The organism is Undibacterium pigrum, from assembly GCF_003201815.1.
Lineage (GTDB): Bacteria > Pseudomonadota > Gammaproteobacteria > Burkholderiales > Burkholderiaceae_D > Undibacterium > Undibacterium pigrum.
Genome location: NZ_QJKB01000013.1, coordinates 65,007 through 82,637, shown reverse-complemented (window position 1 = coordinate 82,637; position 17,631 = coordinate 65,007). Strand labels below are relative to the sequence as shown.

The following is a 17,631-nucleotide window of genomic DNA, read 5'->3' as shown; positions in this document are numbered from 1 at the left end:
GATGGCCGAAGTCAGACTGCAGCAGATCAGCAAATCCTATGGCAACAACCAGGTTTTGCAAGGCATAGACCTGCATGTGCGCAATGGTGAATTCATGGTCTTTGTCGGGCCCTCAGGATGCGGCAAATCCACGCTTTTGCGCATGATTGCTGGTCTGGAAGATATCAGCGCCGGTGAACTGCATATAGATAATCAACTGGCGAATGATATCCCACCCGCCAAACGCGGCCTGGCCATGGTGTTCCAGTCATATGCCCTGTACCCGCACATGACTGTGTATGAAAACATGGCCTTCAGCTTAAGCCTCACCAGCATGAACAAGGCCGAGATAGACACAGCCGTACAACACGCTGCCAGCATCCTGCAAATGACTCACCTGCTGCAACGCAAGCCGCGTGACCTGTCCGGCGGCCAGCGCCAGCGCGTTGCTATAGGCCGCGCCATCGTACGCAAGCCCGGCTTGTTTTTGTTTGATGAGCCACTATCAAATCTCGACGCCAGCCTGCGCGTACAAATGCGCATAGAACTCAGCAAGCTGCACAGAGAGCTTGCCGCCACCATGATCTACGTCACGCACGACCAGGTAGAAGCCATGACCCTGGGCCAGCGCATCGCCGTATTCAACGGCGGCAAGATAGAACAAATAGGCGCACCGCTGGAACTCTACGACAAACCCGTCAACCTCTTCGTCGCAGGCTTCCTCGGCTCACCGAAGATGAACATCGTCAAGGCCAGGGTGTTACGCAATTTTGGTAATGTGGTAGAGCTGCAACTGGCCGCAGGCACTCATATCAACGTCCAGCTTGATGCCAGCAATTTGCAGACAGGCGAAGAAGTCAGCCTCGGCATCAGGGCCGAACACATCCTGCTGGCATCACAAACCACAGAGCACAGCAACCAGCTCGAAGTCTGCATCAGTTTTGTTGAACATCTGGGGGATGCTGCGATTGTCTATGCGACACTGGCGGGCGAAGAAAATCTGTTTGCTATCAAGTTGCCAGCAGATACTTCAGACTTGTATGCAGGGGCTGATCTTTGCATACAACTGCCGGGGCATAGGTGCCATGTGTTTGACAACAAGGGTATCGCGGTAGGCCTATAACATTGGGTTGGTGATGGAAATTATTCTAGTAGAATAATTTCCAGGATAATGACAACAAGCCTGTCAGCACAACCGGCAAACTACTTCTTGCCATCACTCAAAGCATAAGCAACGATGGCATTTGCATGACCATGCCCCATCTCATGTTCAGCCTTGAGCTTGTTGACGATTTCCATGTGCTTTAAACCTTTGTTTTGCTGAACCAGGTCCAGCCAGTGCTGGATGGGCTTGCCATATTTCTTTTCTATCGATGGAAAATAAGAAGCAGGGCCTTTGACTTTTTCTTCGTTTGACATATAACTTCTCCTATTGCAAATTTAATTTAATAAAAATTATTCAAATCGCTCATTTTGACTCCGATCTTGAGTATCTTCGCTTTTCGCTGCGGCTACAGCATCCATTTCTAAATCATGTTTAGCTGCTTCTAAAAGTGTTTGGAGATGCTGATTTTTATTTGGGTTCAATTCGTCTAGAAGAGAAATTCGGTTTCTGATTATTGCTGCTTTTGATCCAGACCATGATGTAGGTATGAAACGATCGATAAAGCATTTCAAAATAATCTCTTTCTGATCAGAAAAGGCGAAGATGCTTTTTGCAATGTCCGATAATCCTATTTTATTTTGCTCATCTATATCATCGGATCTGCTTTTAAAAATTTGGCAAATCTTTGCGATAAATATACATCTATCGTTAGGAGATACTTGACACCACTCAATAACCAAATTTTCTGGTGGTTGAAAAAAATGATCATCACCAAAAGAAAAATCGTCGTCCATCATATAGATAGCCGTCGAAAAACTACCGTCGTCATCTGACTGATAGATGCAGTCCAAGGTTTTGTGTGTGTGATACAAAAAAAATGGTTTTATATATACACGTGATCGATATCTATAAGTATTTCTCTCAAAATCAATTAACCTACTCAGCATCAAATCAATGTTTTGTATTGCCAATGGCGGTCGTAAAGTGAAATCTAAAATGTCTTTTATATGGTAACTTAAATTGGCATTCCTATTATCTATGCGCATCCATTCAAAATTCTCAAAAAAATGAATGCAAAGTTCAGCTAGTTCAAGTTTGTATTCATCTGTTCTTTCTGATGCATTGTGGACCGTCATATAAAGCACTTCGATAGCTATAGTTGCGCCTTCTTTGTCATTTGCGATTTTAGAAATTAATGTCATCATTTGTTTTGCAGAGAGCGCCGAAGTTGCTTGTCCTCCTTGTAAACACTTGAATCGCCAAATTTTCGCGTTTCCTAGTGTGAGCGATTTTATCAATCTCTCATATCCATAATCGTCGATAATAATGGCTTGCTGCAAGTATGGGAAAAACTGACTCCACGTATCATCTTCAACGGCATTTTCTAGAAAAAATGCAACCGCGCCTGGATCTCGCTCATTCCAACCACTAATGAGCCCAAATACAAAAGCCAAGTCAAGTTCAGTTGATTCAATTTCTCTGATGGTTTTCTTAATGGCTATAAGTAAAGTTTCTATGTCGCCAAATGAGATTGAAAAACCTTTCGAGAACGCGAAAACATTATTGTGATTATCATTCTTTAATAAATCTGGGAGAAGTTCATAAATTAAATGAATGTCACTAGAGGCACATTGTTTCCCCAATTGCTCAAGCTTTAATTGAAATCGATAATACTTATTATCATTTGAGCCGATATCATCATCGTAGTCAAAAAAATTCCGTCCAGAAAATAATGTTACCCGAATTTCTTCATTCAAATTTTTTGGGGCTAACAATATTTCTAACTGTTTTAGCCTTTCGAGAGAATCAGAATTTATTCTTTTACTGTCATATCGTTTAATTATTTGAACTGCATGCCAACCTCCTGGCCATCCGTCAATGCTGTGGAAAACTTGAGCAACTTCCATTAATTGAATACTTAAATCAATTTGAACACAAGCCCAGAGTTCTCGAAACTGTTTCGCGAACATTCGACGCAATTCCACACCTACTGGATCAGGCCTCATTCCAGCGAAGTGAGCAAGTGTAATAAATGTACTAAACCATTCATTTAAGTCACCAATGTTTTTTGGTTGCCATCCATATCCACGCGAATGTGCTCCAAAGTCGAATTGGCCGTACGAGGTGAAGTTTCTGGTTTTTAGCGCAGACATTATGAGGTCAATGCCTAGCCGGATTTTGAATTCATCACTATCGTCAAGAATTTTTTTGATGATTTCCCCTCTTTTTGATGGAGGGGTTAGTGTTCCTGATAAATAGCATGTAAATAATGACTCTAAATCTTTTCGTGCTGGACTTCTTGTAAAGTTCGAAGGCTCAACTTTTGCAAATCGTAATAGAATCATGACCGCAGAATCAAAAAAATTCTCTTCATAGGCGAGAGACTTAGCAATTTTTGTGAAGTATGATCGCTCGAATTTTTCTATAGAAATAAATTCTTCAATTTCACTGGCTCGCAGCAATGCAGCGAGCGTAACGCTCTGATCAACTGGCGCAATGAACTGAAATATCTTAATCCCAATCGTATCCAGACTGTTGAGGTCTGCGTATCTACCACCGGGGTTAAGCCAATTGCAAACGATTGAACGAGCCTCATCGCTTTCGTGTAAAAAATTTAGACGATGTGAAAATGATTGTATTATCCTAGTTGCTGATTGATGGGAAAATAAAGCACCTAGCACATTAGATACATGATTTTCTAACGCTTGTTCCGCTAATCTATTCGCAATTGCATGAGGGAGCAGGGCTTTCCATTTACCTCTTTGCTGTATCAGTCCACGTTTTTGTAATGCAATAACATGACGATTTAAAGTTTGAACTGAGATATCACATAGTGATGCAAGAAATGATAACTCCGATTCATCACTTATATCTTCTGAATTAAAAGAGTATAGCAAACTGCATATTTCCGCACTTCGCAGTAGATTCTCATCCTGCGTATTGCTTTGCCAAAAAAGGCGCTTAAATAGTTCATTATTTTCTAGCTTGCTCAGTTGTCCTTTGCCTTCTGATGTTCCCGCCAATGCAAAGGCCACACGTGCATTCCCTCCAGAAAATTCGGCAATCTTCTTAATGTCGCTATGTGTCAATTCAGGGAACCGGCGAGCAACCAATTTCTCTACCAATTCCTCTGATGAAGTTTCGAGTCGATAGCATTGAGTTTCGTCAGGTAAGTCATCTTGGATGTCATATTCTAAGGTGACTAGAGATACGTTGCTGTTTTGGCGTTTGACCAGTTCAGTGAGTTTGCTGTGTGTGTCGGCGCCGCAATTGTCTACAATCACTATTGTATGTTGTGTTTCGTTAAGAAGTAGCTCAACCATCATGTTAGGTTGAGGTGTTGGATTATCAGATATGTCAGTATAAATAACGCAATTTTGATCAAGTGCATTTACTTCTTGGACTATACGCTCATCAAACAGAGCCTGCACTAAGCGAGTTTTACCAACGCCAGAAAGACCAACTATGCGGATTGATGACCTAGTCGTTTGTAGGTCCTGTCGTAACTGACTGATTGCCTCCTCAATGGAAATAAGTTGACGTGAATTAGGTGCTTTGACTTTTACTTTGTCATCAAGAATGTATTCCGCCCGTATATTGTCTTCACGGTACGCCCATGCTGTGTAAGGCTTCCACCCAACAATAGATTGCCCTATTACGGATCTGATCCATATAACAATTGCAGGAAATTGTTCTGTCCAGTCAGCTATTTTTTGAGAGTCATAAAAATCAGCATGAATTTGACCACTTAGTCCAGCTTTAGCAATGCAAGACTGCATGCTTGCTATGCGATCGCGTAATGCGCTGTCGCTTACATCGCTTTTAGTTGAAGTAATAATATATGCACCAGAATCGCTTGCTAGATTCGCTATGGGTGGTAGAAGCTTACCCTGCTTCATCATCTCCTTATTTATCGATGCCGATGTAAATGTTTTAACAGCCTTCACCTGAAAGATTGTTTTATTTCGAGGAATATAGCCAGTTATGTTTTTTTTATCCTCAATCACTACACGCACGTCAACTCCGCCATCTTTTGCGCGCTGATCGCCTCCCCAACTTACCGTAGCAGAAGAAACATTATTCTTGCGCACTTCGGCGCGGCACAGCCTAGAGATCAGCTCCCTTGCTTGGCTGTCATCCAATTGTTGGATATTTTGTTTTGAGACTCTGAAAACAGGGTGCATATATTAGAATTTTTGGGGTTGCCAATTAGTTCTCTAAAAATAACACTATAAATGTATTTAATGTGACAGCCTTTGATAGTTGGTTTCTTTTATGATGAACTTTAAATGTGCATCAATCTTTAAAATATATATGAGTCACTGTCTATTGCAGCGATAAGATCAATCTTGCATCGAGTGAAGTAATAAAGAAACTTATCGGCAAGTATGCCGACCTAAGATGCTAAATAATAACTACTGCAGTAATCTTAATTAGATCAAGTTGTTCACTCATAACTTGGCAAACTTCCCCGCCAAAAACTCCACTAGCGCCCGCACCCGGTTCGGTATGAAACGCCCACTCGGCAACAAGGCATGCAGCGGATAAGCCTCCGTCTCCCAGTCCGTCAGCAGCGCCACCAGGCTGCCATCTTCCAGCTCTTGCCTAACGTCAATCAATGATTTGAAGATGATGCCGGCACCGGCTATCGCCCACATGCGGGCGAGTGAGGCGTCGTCGGCGCTGCGGTCGCCTTTTACTCTGACTTCTTTCCATTTGCCGTTTTGCCCAAAGCGCCAGGTTTTGTGCAGGCGGCTGCTGCGTTCGAACAGCAGGCAATTGTGGTGTGTCAGGTCTTGCGGTGTTTGCGGGGCGGGGTGGCGTGCCAGGTAACTTGGGGCTGCGCAGAGTATGGGGCGGCTTTGTGCCAGTACCCTGGCGACCAGACGTGAGTCTGTCAGGGTGCCATATCTTATTGCGACATCGACTTCATCGCGTACTACGTCGAGTGGCCTGTCACCGACATTCAATGCCAGTTGTACGCCGGGGTGCAGGGCCAGGAATTCATCAAGCCACGGTAGCAGGGTGGTGCGGGTCAGGTCGGACGGGGCGGCGACGCGTATCGTGCCGACCAGGGCGGTGCGGGCTTCTGATACCTGGGATTCGCCTTCATCGAGCAAATCAAACGCTCTTTGCGCATAGTCGAGCAGGATTTGCCCCTGGGCGGTGATGCGTAAGGCGCGGGTAGATCGTTCAAACAGACGGGTGCCCAACTGGGTTTCCAGTCGCTTGAGGGTGGCGCTGGCGGCTGCGGGTGTCATGCCCAGCACGCTGGCTGCGCCTGAGAGTGAGCCGCAGCGTGCGGTTTGCACGAGTACATGCAGGTCGCTGAGATTTTCAATTTTCATTTGAAAGTGATAGTTATTTATCGGTCTTATCAATTCATGCTTCAGATTCTACAATGCCTGCACTGATCTGGAAATGTTTCTGGACACCATACCGATACCTAACATACTCAACATACTCAAGGACTCAACATGAAAGCCATCGCTTATCGCCATTCTTTGCCTATCGATAACACTGCATCACTGGAAGATGTGGAATTGCCAAAACCGGCACTGGAAGCGCGTGACCTGCTGGTGCGCGTGAATGCCATCTCCGTCAACCCTGTCGATACCAAGGTCAGACTGGGCCGCGCACCTGCTGAAGGCCAGTTGAATGTGCTGGGCTGGGATGCGGTTGGCATCGTTGAAGAAGTCGGCGCGGCAGTCAGCAATTTCAAAGCGGGCGACCGTGTTTACTATGCTGGCGCGATAGACCGCCCCGGTGCAAACAGTGAATTGCATGCGGTGGATGAGCGCATCGTCGCCAAGGCACCCACTACGCTGGATGATGCACAAGCTGCCGCCTTGCCACTGACAACGATTACTGCCTATGAATTGCTGTTTGAACGCCTGGGTGTCGCCAAGAATGGCGGCGCAGGCCAGACCTTGCTGGTGATAGGTGGTGCCGGTGGCGTAGGCTCCATCCTCATACAACTGGCACGCCAGTTGACGCAATTGCGTGTGATTGCCACAGCTTCACGTGCCGAGACACGTCAGTGGTGCCTGGATCTGGGCGCGCATGCTGTGATCGATCATTCGAAACCTTTGAGTGTTGAATTGAAAGCCATAGGCATTAATGAAGTCGATATCGTCGCTGGTCTGACGCAGACAGCCCAGCACTATGCAGAAATCATCGCCAGTCTGAAGCCACAAGGCAAGCTGGCCGTGATTGACGACATGGTGGCGCTGGACTTGATGCAGTTGAAAGGCAAATCCATCTCCCTGCATTGGGAAATGATGTTCACACGCTCAATGTTCAAGACCGTCGATATGGATGAGCAAGGCAAGCTGCTGGCAGAAGTGGCGGCACTGGTGGATGCAGGCAAAGTACGCACGACTGTGAATGCGAATTTTGGCAAGATCAATGCGGCAAACTTGCGCAAGGCGCATGCCCTGATAGAAAGCGGCAAGGCGCAAGGAAAAGTTGTGTTGCAAGGTTTCTAAATTAAATTCCGCCAGAAAGTTTTTATGCAAGCAACGAACATCAATAAATCATTTGCAGCGCCCAGCATCACCCGCGATGCTGCGCATGCCCTGATCACTGCAGCCAGTGCTGCAGCCCGCGATATCGGTATCGATGTCACGATAGCTGTGACTGATAATGCAGGTCACCTGAAAGCATTTGAACGTGCGGACACTGCCGCATTTTTGACGGTGGATGTGGCAATCGATAAAGCATGGACGGCTGCCTCGTTTGGCCTACCTACCCATACCTGGACAGCAATCATTAGCAATGATGTGGTGGCCCAGCTTGCCCACAGGCCGCGCCTGGTGGCGGTTGGTGGTGGTTGCCCGATTATTGAAAATGGCAAGGTCATCGGTGGCATAGGTATATCAGGCGGTAATGCACTGCAAGACCAGCAGGCGGCAGAAATTGCACTGGCTGCGCTAGGCTTCGAAGTGAAGGCATAAGTTCAGACCATTTTTTGAGAGTGCATGCCTTCACTTCAAAGCCCAATGCACTCTTTTTCTACAGAGATCAAACAACATGACAACCATCATTGACCGCTCATTCGTCAACATTCTGGCTACGGTTTTACTCATACTGAGCATGTCCGTTGCCAGGGCAGAAAATACCAGCGGGGCAGATGCCGTAAAAGCCGCATCGGTCGATTTTTTCAACAGTGTCAGCCAGCGTAATTTAGTAGCAGTTGCCAGTTATCTTGATACTGAAGGTTTTACTGAGTTCGTCGCTGAATCAGACAAGCTCTTGCAACTTGACGCGAATGCCTTTGGGGGACTATTCAAATCCGGTGCGAAAATCGATTTGCGTCTTGGTGATATCCAAGTCAAGGCCACGGTTGATGCAGCGATAGTGACTGGTACCCGTGTTGGTGCTATTACAAAGCCGGGTGTTGCAGTGGTCGAAGGTAAATCGCTGATCACGATGGTGTGGTTTAAAAAAGAAAATGCCTGGCTATTGAAGCATATCCATCTGTCACCTGTGACCGGCAATCAATAAGCGACGGTTAGTGGACCGTAACAGTGAAAATCGGAGTGCCTTCCATGTGCGCGACGATTATGGCTGCGTTACAAATGCTCGCGATAGTCCCACTATCGCTGTGCTTTGCGCCTTCCCCTGATTCGCCGGGCACATGTCTTTCACTCTCGATTTCACCGTTACAGTCCACTAAAGACGCGGCAACCACATGCCCATAAACGCCACAACGATGCCCATGCCGCTGGCTGCACTCAATACAAGTAGCGCCCCGGCCATGCTGAAGTGAGCGGCTTTGTTTTTGCTGTCTTGCGCACGCAAATATAATTCGCAGACGATCAGCGGTATGAGTGAATTGGCAAAGGAGATGAAACTCAAAAATGGTCCCTCGAAAGTTTTGGGATTAAAACCTGCCGGGCCGTGATTGATGGCTATCCAGAACATCAAACCTATGCGAAAGAACCAGACACCATTCGCCAGCAGGAACAGGCGCAGTGCCCAGCGGCGGTGCAGGGCGAACTGGCGTGCGAGAGCATGGCGCAAGGCCATGGCTACGCAGACCAGGATTAATACAGCGTTCAGACTGACACCAAGATGCTGGGTAAAGTCCCCCACGCCATTGCGAAACCACACCATGTATAAACCGGTCGTGGAAGCAATGACGAGGCTGGATAAATAAATACGGCCGTTCCAGCGATGGAATTTTGGTGCTCGTGCGCGGATTTGCGGAATCATCTGCAATATGCCCGCCAGGGTAATACTGGCCGCCAGAAAGATGTGCGTGATAATGGCGAAATTGCCCGCGCTGTCGCCCTTGATATAGCCGTGGGGCAGTACTTTGCTCCAGGCAGCGAGATCGCCTTTCATCGCAGACAGGACATAAAAACCAAGGATGTAATAGACGAATAATAGCTGGCCTATGATGGCGACTGAGAACCACAGTCCTGCGGCATATTTCAGGCCGACACGAGAGAGTTTCTCATTGCCATATTTTGCTCCCAGAGGTGTGGCCTGTGCAGAATATATATTCGTTTCATAAACAGTGTCTTGCGTCATTTGAAAACTCCTTTTGCTGAAGTGCGTGGTTGTGTCTGATCCTGCCGAACAGGCGTGAGTGTGCGTGCAAAGCCTGCCTGCAAAGGCGGATTTGCTTTTATGGTTTGTTACTGGAGAAAATCAGTGCGGCGCTACATTTGCCTGAAAAGATGCAGATAGCTGCGGCTGACTGGTAATACATCGGGGCGGCCGCGTATATGCAGTTCGGCAGTTTCATTCATGCCACGTGTGACCTCACTGACATAGTGCAGATTGACGATGACAGAGCGGTGGGTTTGTGCAAAACGGTCGGGGTCAAGTTCATCGCTGAGTTCACGTATGCTTTTGCGTATCAGAGCCTCGCCACCGTCCCAGGCGACCAGGGTGTATTTGTCGTCAGAGCGCAGGAAGGCGATTTGCTCTACTGGTATCAGGCGCACGCTATTGCCTACCGATGCTTTTATCCATTGCAGGTAGTTTGTTTTTGGGCTGCGCTGGCGCATATCGCTGGCCATGCGGTCGAGCAGAGCCTCATAGCTGGAACTTATATCTGTTGTTTGTTTCAGTCGCTGTTGCAGGCGCGTGATGGTATCTGCCAGGCGCGCTTCTATGATGGGTTTGACGATGTAATCAAGAGCACCTTGCTCAAACGCCTGCACTGCATATTGTTCATAGGCAGTAAAGAAGACGATATGTGCCCTGCGTGCGATAGATCTTGCTGCTTCTATGCCGTTCAAGCCCGGCATGTGCACGTCCAGAAAGACAATATCTGGCTGATGAATATCAAACATCTCCACTGCTTCGCGGCCATTGCGGGCTTCATCGACGATATGCAACTCCGGCCACAAGCGTGCCAGGTTGGTGCGCAGATGTTCTCTCAGCAGTGGTTCGTCGTCGGCGATTAATGCTGTAATTTGCGTCATGCCTTGACTTCCGGATGAAAAATTAACTCAACACGCAAACCATGTAGTGTCTGCTCATGCAAATCGACACGCGCATCTTTGCCAAAACAGGCTTGCAGTCTTGCTTTCACATTTGCCAGGCCAGTACCTGGTATGGCAGTTTCTGCCATGCCTATGCCGGTATCGGCTACCCAAAGCGTCACTATGTTGTTTGCGTCCTGCTTGCCGCCGACTTCGATACTGCCACCTTCTGTGCTGGGGTCTATGCCATGGCGTACGGCATTTTCTACCAGGGTCAGCAAGGCCATGGCAGGGAAGCGCAAGCCTTTTAATTCAGGTGCCAGTCTCAACTCAAATTGCAGGCGGTCAGGCATGCGCATGTGCATGATTTCGAGATAGGCGCTGACTAACTGCATTTCGTTTTCCAGCGTTGCCTCCGCATCATTCAGGCGCGGCATCGCGGCGCGCAGATAGGCAATCAGGTGACGCAGGACCGGTGCTGCATTCTCTGAACCCGCTTCGACCAGGGCTTGCACATTCGCCAGCGTATTGAACAGGAAGTGTGGTTCTATCTGCGCCTGTAGCAGGCGCAGGCGGGCATCCAGCACTTCACGTTCGAGCGCGTTCTTTTCCAGTTCCAGTTGTAGCCGGTCTGCACGTTCACGTTGCTTGTCTTCGCGCTTGATCGCTGCGACGGCGACCAGGGACCCAAAAAACAGCGCAAGTATCGTACTGGTGGCAAAACCTGACAAGAGATTATTCGCCCTGATGAAGTTCATGAAACCACCCGCTATCGCCACATAGGCTGTCAGGCTGGCAAACGGTGCCAGCAGGCACACAGCGGTCACCCTCACCAGCCAGCGCGGTATCCAGCGCGGCAACCACAGCAAGCGCCAGGTGCCTGAGAAAGTGAACGCCAGCAGCATGACCATGGCAATGAAGGTGGTACGCTTGAGTACGAGCGAGAAAGGTGACTGGAAGACTGGCGTGGTCACCCAGGCGATCAGCAGGCTGATGATAAACACTACGGCAATTTGTCGCAGTCTTGGCAGGGCAGGCCAGCGTGGAGTGGTTGGGTTGGCGGTTTTCATGTAGCCAAGATAGCGGGAAGTACAAATTTCAACAAGCAGCCTAGCGCAGGTTTGCGATTAATGACGGTTTTCGGGGCTTGAACGACGGAGGAGGGGGAACCCTGTCCTGCCAGGTGGCAGGACAGTAACTCCAGCAATGAATTATGGTGCAGAGGCAGGGCTAGCCAGGGGTTTGTCCTTGTCTACGACATAGACACCTACCAGCTTGATGGGCACACTGCCATGGTTTTTTGCGCTGTGGACAACGCCGGCAGGTATGACAAAGCCTTCGCCAGCCTTGACCTTGCGTGCAGCCTGGTTGGCAACCAGCAGTTCTGCTTCGCCTTCCATGACAAAGCTGATTTCATCCCCGGGATGGGTATGCCAGCCAACCACTGCACCAGCGGCGATTTCTACGCGGGCAATCACGTCTTCCTTGCCGGGGATGGATGAATCTGCCTTGGTGACGATGGTGCGGGTAATGCCAGTGCTTTGCGCCAGCAGTGTGCTGCTGATCAGCAAGAGGCTGATGGCAGTCAATTGACGCAGGTGTTTTGTGGTGGTCGGATGCAAGATGAGTCTCCCATGTTGGATGCTAATGATGATCATGCGTCGTTGCGCATGGTCATAATTACTATCCTTTTTGACTTGGGAGTCAAGTTGAAATGCTGCTGTTTTACGCGGATGTTGTTTCCCGGAGTCTCAGTAATGCAGGGGGCGTGTTTTAAGCGCACCCCGTTAGCAATGACTAGGCGTCGGCTGTTTTCACCAAAGAGTCTGGCGCATCTTTGCTTGCCGTTTCCTTGCCATGATTGGCGCTGTCTCCGAAGGATACAAAGCGTGTCATGACCAATACCGGTATGGCGCTGAGCAAAACCCAGATGAAGAAGTTCTTGTAGCCCAGTGCTACTTGTATGTCACCGCTGATGGTTTTGAACAACACAAAGCCCAACTGCATGACACCTGTACCAAGTGCATAGTGAGCAGTCTGGTATTTGCCGACAGCGACAACTTGCATGATGAACAGTATCAGGCCGACAAAGCCAAAGCCATAGCCAAACATTTCCAGCGCCAGTGCAGTTGTGATGATGGTGATATTGTCAGGCAGAGTAGTGCTGAGGAAGAAGAACACCAGATTGGGGACATTCATCGCCAGAATCAGCCAGGGCAGGGCGCGCTTGAGGCCCAGCCAGGAGGCGAAATATCCGCCCAGCACACTGCCACCCAAAAAGGCGATGGTGCCAGCCGTGCCATAGGCCAGGCCGACTTGCTCGGTAGTCAAACCCAGACCGCCCAGGTTTTTTGCTTCACGCAAAAACAATGGGCCTATGGTTTGTATCTGGCCTTCGGCGGCGCGAAACAGGATGATAAATGTGATGGCCAGCCAGATGCCGGGTTTTTTAAAGAAATCAATAATCACATCCTGCAGAGTCAGGAAGACGCTGCGCATGGATGCTTCAGTATTGGTGTTTTTTGTGCCAGGCAAGGCCCAGCTATGGTAGAGGCCCAGCACTACCAGCATGACACCCATGATGGCAAATATCACTGTCCAGGCCTGGGCAGGGTCCAGGCGTTTTTCAAGGTAGCCCGCCAGGTAGACCAGACCACCCAGAGTAATGAATTTTGCTGCGTTATAGAAAGCGCCTTGCCAGCCCGCATATTCTGCCTGTTGCTTGTTGCTGAGACTGGCAATGTACAAGCCATCAGCTGCAATATCATGGGTAGCCGAGGCAATGGCCACTATGCCCAGCAAGGCTATGCTGATGGCAAAGTACATGGGTAATTGCAGTGAGACGGCAACCAGGCCCAGCGCCACGCCACCTATCAACTGAAATGCCACAACTACGGCTTTCTTGCTGCTGGCTGCTTCCAGGAAGGGACTCCATAAAGGCTTGAATACCCAGGCCAGGCCAATCAAGCCAGTCCAGCGAGCGATATTTTCATTGGCTACTCCCATGCTTTTATACATCAGGCTTGCCACCAGGGCGACTGCATAAAATGGCAGGCCTTCGGCAAGATATAGCGTGGGTACCCAGCGCATGGGGTGGGGAGTCCTGGTTTTTTCTATGCTCATGAATTTGTCTCTGCCGTCTCTGTTATTTCTGTTGTTTCTATCCAATGGTTCTTGAAAACCGCGTATGCCATGCCTGTTATTTTTGCTTGTGGCTGCCAGCGTGACAAACATACTAGCCACAAAATTGCCGGTCAACTGGTTTTATATTTGCAATGCCACTTAAGTGCCAGTAAGATGTGGCTCACTTGAAATTGGTCTGTAATAATAAGCGTCACACATAAATATCATCGATATTTTCACTATGAAATAAGATTTTTATGCGTGGCTTTGTACTATAAGGCCAGATTCAATACCACTTTGTCAGATTTTAGCACTGGTATTATCCTGCGTGTGGCCCGCCAACAGACTTTTTCTGAAGGCAGGCAATGTTGCAGGCATAAATTGGTATTTCTGCACTGGTCTCAGTGCAATAGGGAGAAATTGGAAATGTCTACAGTAAAACGTTACGCAGCATTGGATGCCATGCGTGGCCTGACGGTCGCCGCCATGCTTTTTGTCAACAATGCTGGTGACTGGTCGCATGTTTTCCCATGGCTGGAGCATGCAGCATGGCATGGTTGCACACCTGCCGATTTTATTTTTCCATTTTTCCTCTTCATACTCGGCGCTTCTCTGGCCATGTCGCTGGATGCGCAATTGGGCAAAGGCATGGATGTAGCTGCCGTGCGCAAGGGCATACTCTGGCGCAGCCTGCGCATGTTCTTGCTGGGCGTGGTCTTGCACCTGATTGCCTGGGCACTGATTGATGGTCGCCACTTCCGTCTCATGGGAGTCTTGCAGCGTATAGGTATTTGTTATGCCGTGGCGGCTTGCCTGATTATCCATGTGCGGCAATTGTCCAGACAGGTCATGATTTGTATCGCTGCCATGCTGGCGTATTGGGCTTTACTCGCATGGGGCGGGTCTTATGAACCGCACCTGAATCTGGTGGACAAGATAGATACAGCCATACTGGGCAAGCTGGCCTATAGCTATGATGTGCAAACCGGTCTGGCGCAAGAACCGGAAGGTTTGCTGTCGACCCTGATGGCCATGGCCAGCGCGCTGTTTGGTGTCTGGGCAGGCAGGGCCATGCGTGATGGTCAACTGAAGCAAATGCTGGCTGGTGCGGCTGGCTTGATTTTGCTGGCACTGATCTGGGCTGCCTATCTGCCTTTCAACAAGCAATTGTGGACACCGTCCTTCGTTTGCTGGACCAGTGCCTGGGCGATATTGCTCTTGCTGGTCATGCACGTGCTGATCGATAAGCAGGGCTGGCCAGCCATAGGAAAAAGTTTTGGCGTGAATGCTATTGCTGCTTATGCCGGAGCCTGGCTGGCAACCTGCGTACTTGCCTGGACGGGCTGGGATAATCTGATTTACCAGCAAATATTTGCACCGGCACTGGTCAGCCGTTTCAGCGCGGATTCTTCATCCTTTGCCTACGCAGCTGCATTTACGCTGGTGTTTGCTGCCCTGACTTTTGCTATGAACAAAAAGGGCTGGCGGATTACGATATGAATCTAAGGGAGGGGAGTGCGGTGGGTGTACTCCCTGGACAGCCGTGCAAGGCTGACCAGGGTGCTTGCAATTAATTACATCATGAGGGCGGTAGCAAGAGTATCAATTTGCTCTTCCTGCTCGTCCATGATGATCTGGAAACTGCTGTCTTCGGTATCAAAGTTCAGGCGGCGGGCAAAGCGCTTATTGTATTCCCTGTCCACATCATGCAATGGTGACAGTACAGGTGCTATGTCATTGGCCAGGATCAGGGTGTCACCCAGGGATTCTGGCGGGAAGGCGCAAACACCGTGCCACATGGCCTCTACGGCGTTCATGACACTCTCAGGTATATTCAACTGGCGCATGATGCCGCGGCCTATCATGCGTTCACCATATTCGATCCAGATTTCTGGTTCGCCATCCAGTAAACCAGGAAATTCTTCAGCGCGTGAGATCAGGTAGAAACCACCGATTTCATGGACGATACCGGCAAACATGGCTGTTTCAGGATCAACCCTGGTCACTTGCTTGGCGATGACTTGCGCCAGGGAAGACACATGGGCAGAATGCTCCCACAAACGGTCTGCCTTATGCTTCAAAACCGGGTCTTTGACCTTGCTATTGAGCTGACGCACGATGACGGCTGCCAACATGGCTTTCAGGGTGCGGAAACCCAGACGGTTTACCGCCAGCCTGACATGCGTGATTTCACTGGTGGAGCGGCGATAAGCTGCCGAGTTGGCGATGGCGACTGTACGTGCAGACAACAGAGGGTCGGCCATGATGAGTTTGGCTGCCGTATCAATATGGCAATCAGGATCGTCAAGAATACGTTGTAGTTTTAGTGAAGCTTCCACATTGGTAGGGAAAACTATATCCCCACGATTGACTTCTGCGGCTATGCTTTTAAAAATTTCCAACCTGTCCATGACTTTCTCCCGGTAATCATCTGGCGATTCCTCCACTCATTGGCCTGCTTGCGACATAAACTCGCGCTTTGCGGCTAAACATAATACTAGAAGTTGCCATGAGGAATGATCGACTGCCTTCATGATAGTCAAAAAATTCTCAAAAGCAACTTCTAATTTAACTTTATTTTGCAATCATTCCCAACCTGCCAATAGCATACGCGTTCAGGAAAATCATGCAAGTTTTAATCAGGGGGGTAATTTACCAAAATTTCCACCACTACGTATATAGACGGAAAATCATCTCTTTGTACTTTGGCATGGTAAATTCCGCTTTTTACAGGCGCGGTGTAGACACCTTGCAGGCTGATTTCTCCAGCGTCAGCTTCGACCATGCTCCAGCTGACTGGCTGGCGCACGTACATGACATTGGGCGGGTAATTTATGTCAGCTTTTAGTGTAATGCTTCCACCCGGCATGACGTTGACGATGTGGTGTTCTACGCTGAGCGTGGGTATAAAGCCGAGCGATGTGTTATTGACTACAACAAGTGCGGTTGCGCTGAGGGTAGGAAAATCTTCTCTTTGAGCCCGCACATGATAAATACCGGGCTTGCCGGGAGCAATGTATTCACCATTGCTGCTGATGCTGCCGCCATCGGCTTCCACAACTTGCCATTTGACTGGCTGGCGAATGTAATCGATGTTTTGCAGATAATCGATTTTTGCAGTGATGACTTGCTTGCCACCGGGTTCCAGTATCAGGGCCGCCGGGAATACATCTATCCTGGCAGCGGTTTCCCACAAGCCCGGGCCGCTGCATGACAAGGATTTCCCATCCTCACCCATCACTACACAACCCGGACGGCCAAATGCCATGATGCCGGGTGTGGTTTTGGTCAGCATGTTCAACATGGGTTGATACAAATTGCTGGCCAGCACCAGATTCAAGGTATCGAGGATTTTGTCTTGTGTATCACCGCCGCCTGGGTTTGCGCTGGTGGCTGCTTTCAAAGGAGTGCTAAAAAAATCGCTGAGGCTACTGGTATCCATCAAACCGCTTAACACGGCACTGACATCGGCTTGCGCTGCTTTGATATTGGCAACTGTCGCGGTCTTGCTGATGGCATCGAAATCGGGATTGGCAAAAACCTTGCTCATATCAGCCAGCATCAGCCTGGTTGAAAGCATTTCAGTCAAGGGTGTCAGATTGATGGTGCCAGCACTGATGGCGATGGAATGCAGTTTTTTTGTATTGGCAGGGTTGCTGGTTTCCAGCAAGCAGGGTAGTGAACTGCCCGAACTCATGGTGATGTCGTATGTACCATCTGTTGCAGTTTTCGTCGTCTCCGCAGCGATGCCTGTACCCGCACGGCATTTTATGCTGACTGTCGCGCCTGGTATTGCCAGGCCTGTTGCTGCAGTACCTCGCAAACTCGGACCAGCCACCAATGGCGCTTGCGGTAGGCTATTGTTGCTGCTACCGCCGCAGCTCGCCAGCAGGCTTGTTATCAGGCAAATGCTGCCTGCCAGAAATATGTGCTTAGCTTTCAATTGATTATCTCGCCATCTATTTTGTTGTCTTATCATCTTAG

General features: G+C 48.9%; 15 protein-coding genes. 5 read left to right on the top strand and 10 right to left on the bottom strand.

The window, feature by feature from the left end; translation table 11 throughout:
* Position 1 precedes the first annotated feature (1 nt).
* Complete coding sequence (locus DFR42_RS25055; protein ID WP_110257797.1) at positions 2-1,102, top strand: ABC transporter ATP-binding protein; 1,101 nt, start codon at positions 2-4, stop codon at positions 1,100-1,102.
* Positions 1,103-1,182: 80 nt separating this feature from the next.
* Here the strand turns inward: DFR42_RS25055 and DFR42_RS25050 are convergent, their stop codons facing one another.
* The 3 genes from DFR42_RS25050 to DFR42_RS25040 form a co-directional block, all read right to left on the bottom strand.
* Entirely contained in the window at positions 1,183-1,398 is a 216-nt protein-coding gene (locus tag DFR42_RS25050; protein WP_110257796.1) for a DUF4287 domain-containing protein, read from the bottom strand.
* Positions 1,399-1,434: 36 nt separating this feature from the next.
* On the bottom strand, positions 1,435-5,268 hold the full coding sequence (locus DFR42_RS25045) for an ATP-binding protein (protein ID WP_110257795.1): 3,834 nt from the start codon (positions 5,266-5,268) through the stop codon (positions 1,435-1,437).
* Between the two features lie 267 nt (positions 5,269-5,535).
* A complete protein-coding gene (locus DFR42_RS25040) occupies positions 5,536-6,432 on the bottom strand; it encodes a LysR family transcriptional regulator (protein WP_110257794.1) in 897 nt (298 codons plus the stop codon).
* A gap of 129 nt (positions 6,433-6,561) precedes the next feature.
* Between DFR42_RS25040 and DFR42_RS25035 the strand changes: the two genes are divergently transcribed.
* From DFR42_RS25035 to DFR42_RS25025, 3 genes are all read left to right on the top strand, one after another.
* Positions 6,562-7,572 carry a zinc-binding alcohol dehydrogenase family protein gene (locus tag DFR42_RS25035; protein WP_110257793.1) on the top strand — a complete coding sequence of 337 codons (1,011 nt, stop codon included), beginning with the start codon at positions 6,562-6,564 and terminating at the stop codon, positions 7,570-7,572.
* Positions 7,573-7,596: 24 nt separating this feature from the next.
* Positions 7,597-8,040, top strand: a complete 444-nt coding sequence (locus tag DFR42_RS25030) for a GlcG/HbpS family heme-binding protein (RefSeq protein WP_211324417.1) — start codon at positions 7,597-7,599, stop codon at positions 8,038-8,040.
* A 76-nt stretch (positions 8,041-8,116) separates the two neighbouring features.
* Positions 8,117-8,590 (top strand): Cif family virulence factor, encoded by a 474-nt coding sequence (locus tag DFR42_RS25025; RefSeq protein WP_110257792.1) that lies wholly within the window; start codon positions 8,117-8,119, stop codon positions 8,588-8,590.
* Positions 8,591-8,758: 168 nt separating this feature from the next.
* Here the strand turns inward: DFR42_RS25025 and DFR42_RS25020 are convergent, their stop codons facing one another.
* The 5 genes from DFR42_RS25020 to DFR42_RS25000 form a co-directional block, all read right to left on the bottom strand.
* Positions 8,759-9,622 carry a DUF2306 domain-containing protein gene (locus DFR42_RS25020; RefSeq protein ID WP_110257791.1) on the bottom strand — a complete coding sequence of 288 codons (864 nt, stop codon included), beginning with the start codon at positions 9,620-9,622 and terminating at the stop codon, positions 8,759-8,761.
* A 131-nt stretch (positions 9,623-9,753) separates the two neighbouring features.
* Complete coding sequence (locus tag DFR42_RS25015) at positions 9,754-10,524, bottom strand: LytR/AlgR family response regulator transcription factor (protein WP_110257790.1); 771 nt, start codon at positions 10,522-10,524, stop codon at positions 9,754-9,756.
* The gene (locus DFR42_RS25010; RefSeq protein ID WP_110257789.1) at positions 10,521-11,594 is read right to left on the bottom strand and encodes a sensor histidine kinase; all 1,074 of its coding nucleotides are present in this window, start codon (positions 11,592-11,594) and stop codon (positions 10,521-10,523) included. Before DFR42_RS25010 ends, DFR42_RS25015 begins: the two co-directional genes overlap by 4 nt.
* Positions 11,595-11,735: 141 nt before the next feature.
* A complete protein-coding gene (locus DFR42_RS25005) occupies positions 11,736-12,146 on the bottom strand; it encodes a cupin domain-containing protein (protein ID WP_245937080.1) in 411 nt (136 codons plus the stop codon).
* A 175-nt stretch (positions 12,147-12,321) separates the two neighbouring features.
* On the bottom strand, positions 12,322-13,647 hold the full coding sequence (locus DFR42_RS25000) for an MFS transporter (protein ID WP_245937079.1): 1,326 nt from the start codon (positions 13,645-13,647) through the stop codon (positions 12,322-12,324).
* A gap of 426 nt (positions 13,648-14,073) precedes the next feature.
* On the opposite strand from DFR42_RS25000, the gene DFR42_RS24995 reads away from it, so the two are divergent.
* Positions 14,074-15,147, top strand: coding sequence for an acyltransferase family protein (locus DFR42_RS24995; protein WP_110257808.1), 1,074 nt, complete (start codon positions 14,074-14,076; stop codon positions 15,145-15,147).
* A 74-nt stretch (positions 15,148-15,221) separates the two neighbouring features.
* On the opposite strand, the gene DFR42_RS24990 is transcribed toward DFR42_RS24995, so the two are convergent.
* Positions 15,222-16,058, bottom strand: a complete 837-nt coding sequence (locus DFR42_RS24990) for an HDOD domain-containing protein (RefSeq protein WP_110257787.1) — start codon at positions 16,056-16,058, stop codon at positions 15,222-15,224.
* A gap of 224 nt (positions 16,059-16,282) precedes the next feature.
* Positions 16,283-17,590 carry a hypothetical protein gene (locus tag DFR42_RS24985; protein WP_110257786.1) on the bottom strand — a complete coding sequence of 436 codons (1,308 nt, stop codon included), beginning with the start codon at positions 17,588-17,590 and terminating at the stop codon, positions 16,283-16,285.
* Positions 17,591-17,631: the final 41 nt, after the last annotated feature.

Excerpts from the sequence above, each read along its gene's own strand:
- DFR42_RS25055 (WP_110257797.1), top strand. The coding sequence starts at position 2 with ATGGCCGAAGTCAGACTGCAGCAGATCAGCAAATCCTATGGCAACAAC.
- DFR42_RS25050 (WP_110257796.1), bottom strand. The coding sequence starts at position 1,398 with ATGTCAAACGAAGAAAAAGTCAAAGGCCCTGCTTCTTATTTTCCATCG.
- DFR42_RS25045 (WP_110257795.1), bottom strand. The coding sequence starts at position 5,268 with ATGCACCCTGTTTTCAGAGTCTCAAAACAAAATATCCAACAATTGGAT.
- DFR42_RS25040 (WP_110257794.1), bottom strand. The coding sequence starts at position 6,432 with ATGAAAATTGAAAATCTCAGCGACCTGCATGTACTCGTGCAAACCGCA.
- DFR42_RS25035 (WP_110257793.1), top strand. The coding sequence starts at position 6,562 with ATGAAAGCCATCGCTTATCGCCATTCTTTGCCTATCGATAACACTGCA.
- DFR42_RS25030 (WP_211324417.1), top strand. The coding sequence starts at position 7,597 with ATGCAAGCAACGAACATCAATAAATCATTTGCAGCGCCCAGCATCACC.
- DFR42_RS25025 (WP_110257792.1), top strand. The coding sequence starts at position 8,117 with ATGACAACCATCATTGACCGCTCATTCGTCAACATTCTGGCTACGGTT.
- DFR42_RS25020 (WP_110257791.1), bottom strand. The coding sequence starts at position 9,622 with ATGACGCAAGACACTGTTTATGAAACGAATATATATTCTGCACAGGCC.
- DFR42_RS25015 (WP_110257790.1), bottom strand. The coding sequence starts at position 10,524 with ATGACGCAAATTACAGCATTAATCGCCGACGACGAACCACTGCTGAGA.
- DFR42_RS25010 (WP_110257789.1), bottom strand. The coding sequence starts at position 11,594 with ATGAAAACCGCCAACCCAACCACTCCACGCTGGCCTGCCCTGCCAAGA.
- DFR42_RS25000 (WP_245937079.1), bottom strand. The coding sequence starts at position 13,647 with ATGAGCATAGAAAAAACCAGGACTCCCCACCCCATGCGCTGGGTACCC.
- DFR42_RS24995 (WP_110257808.1), top strand. The coding sequence starts at position 14,074 with ATGTCTACAGTAAAACGTTACGCAGCATTGGATGCCATGCGTGGCCTG.
- DFR42_RS24990 (WP_110257787.1), bottom strand. The coding sequence starts at position 16,058 with ATGGACAGGTTGGAAATTTTTAAAAGCATAGCCGCAGAAGTCAATCGT.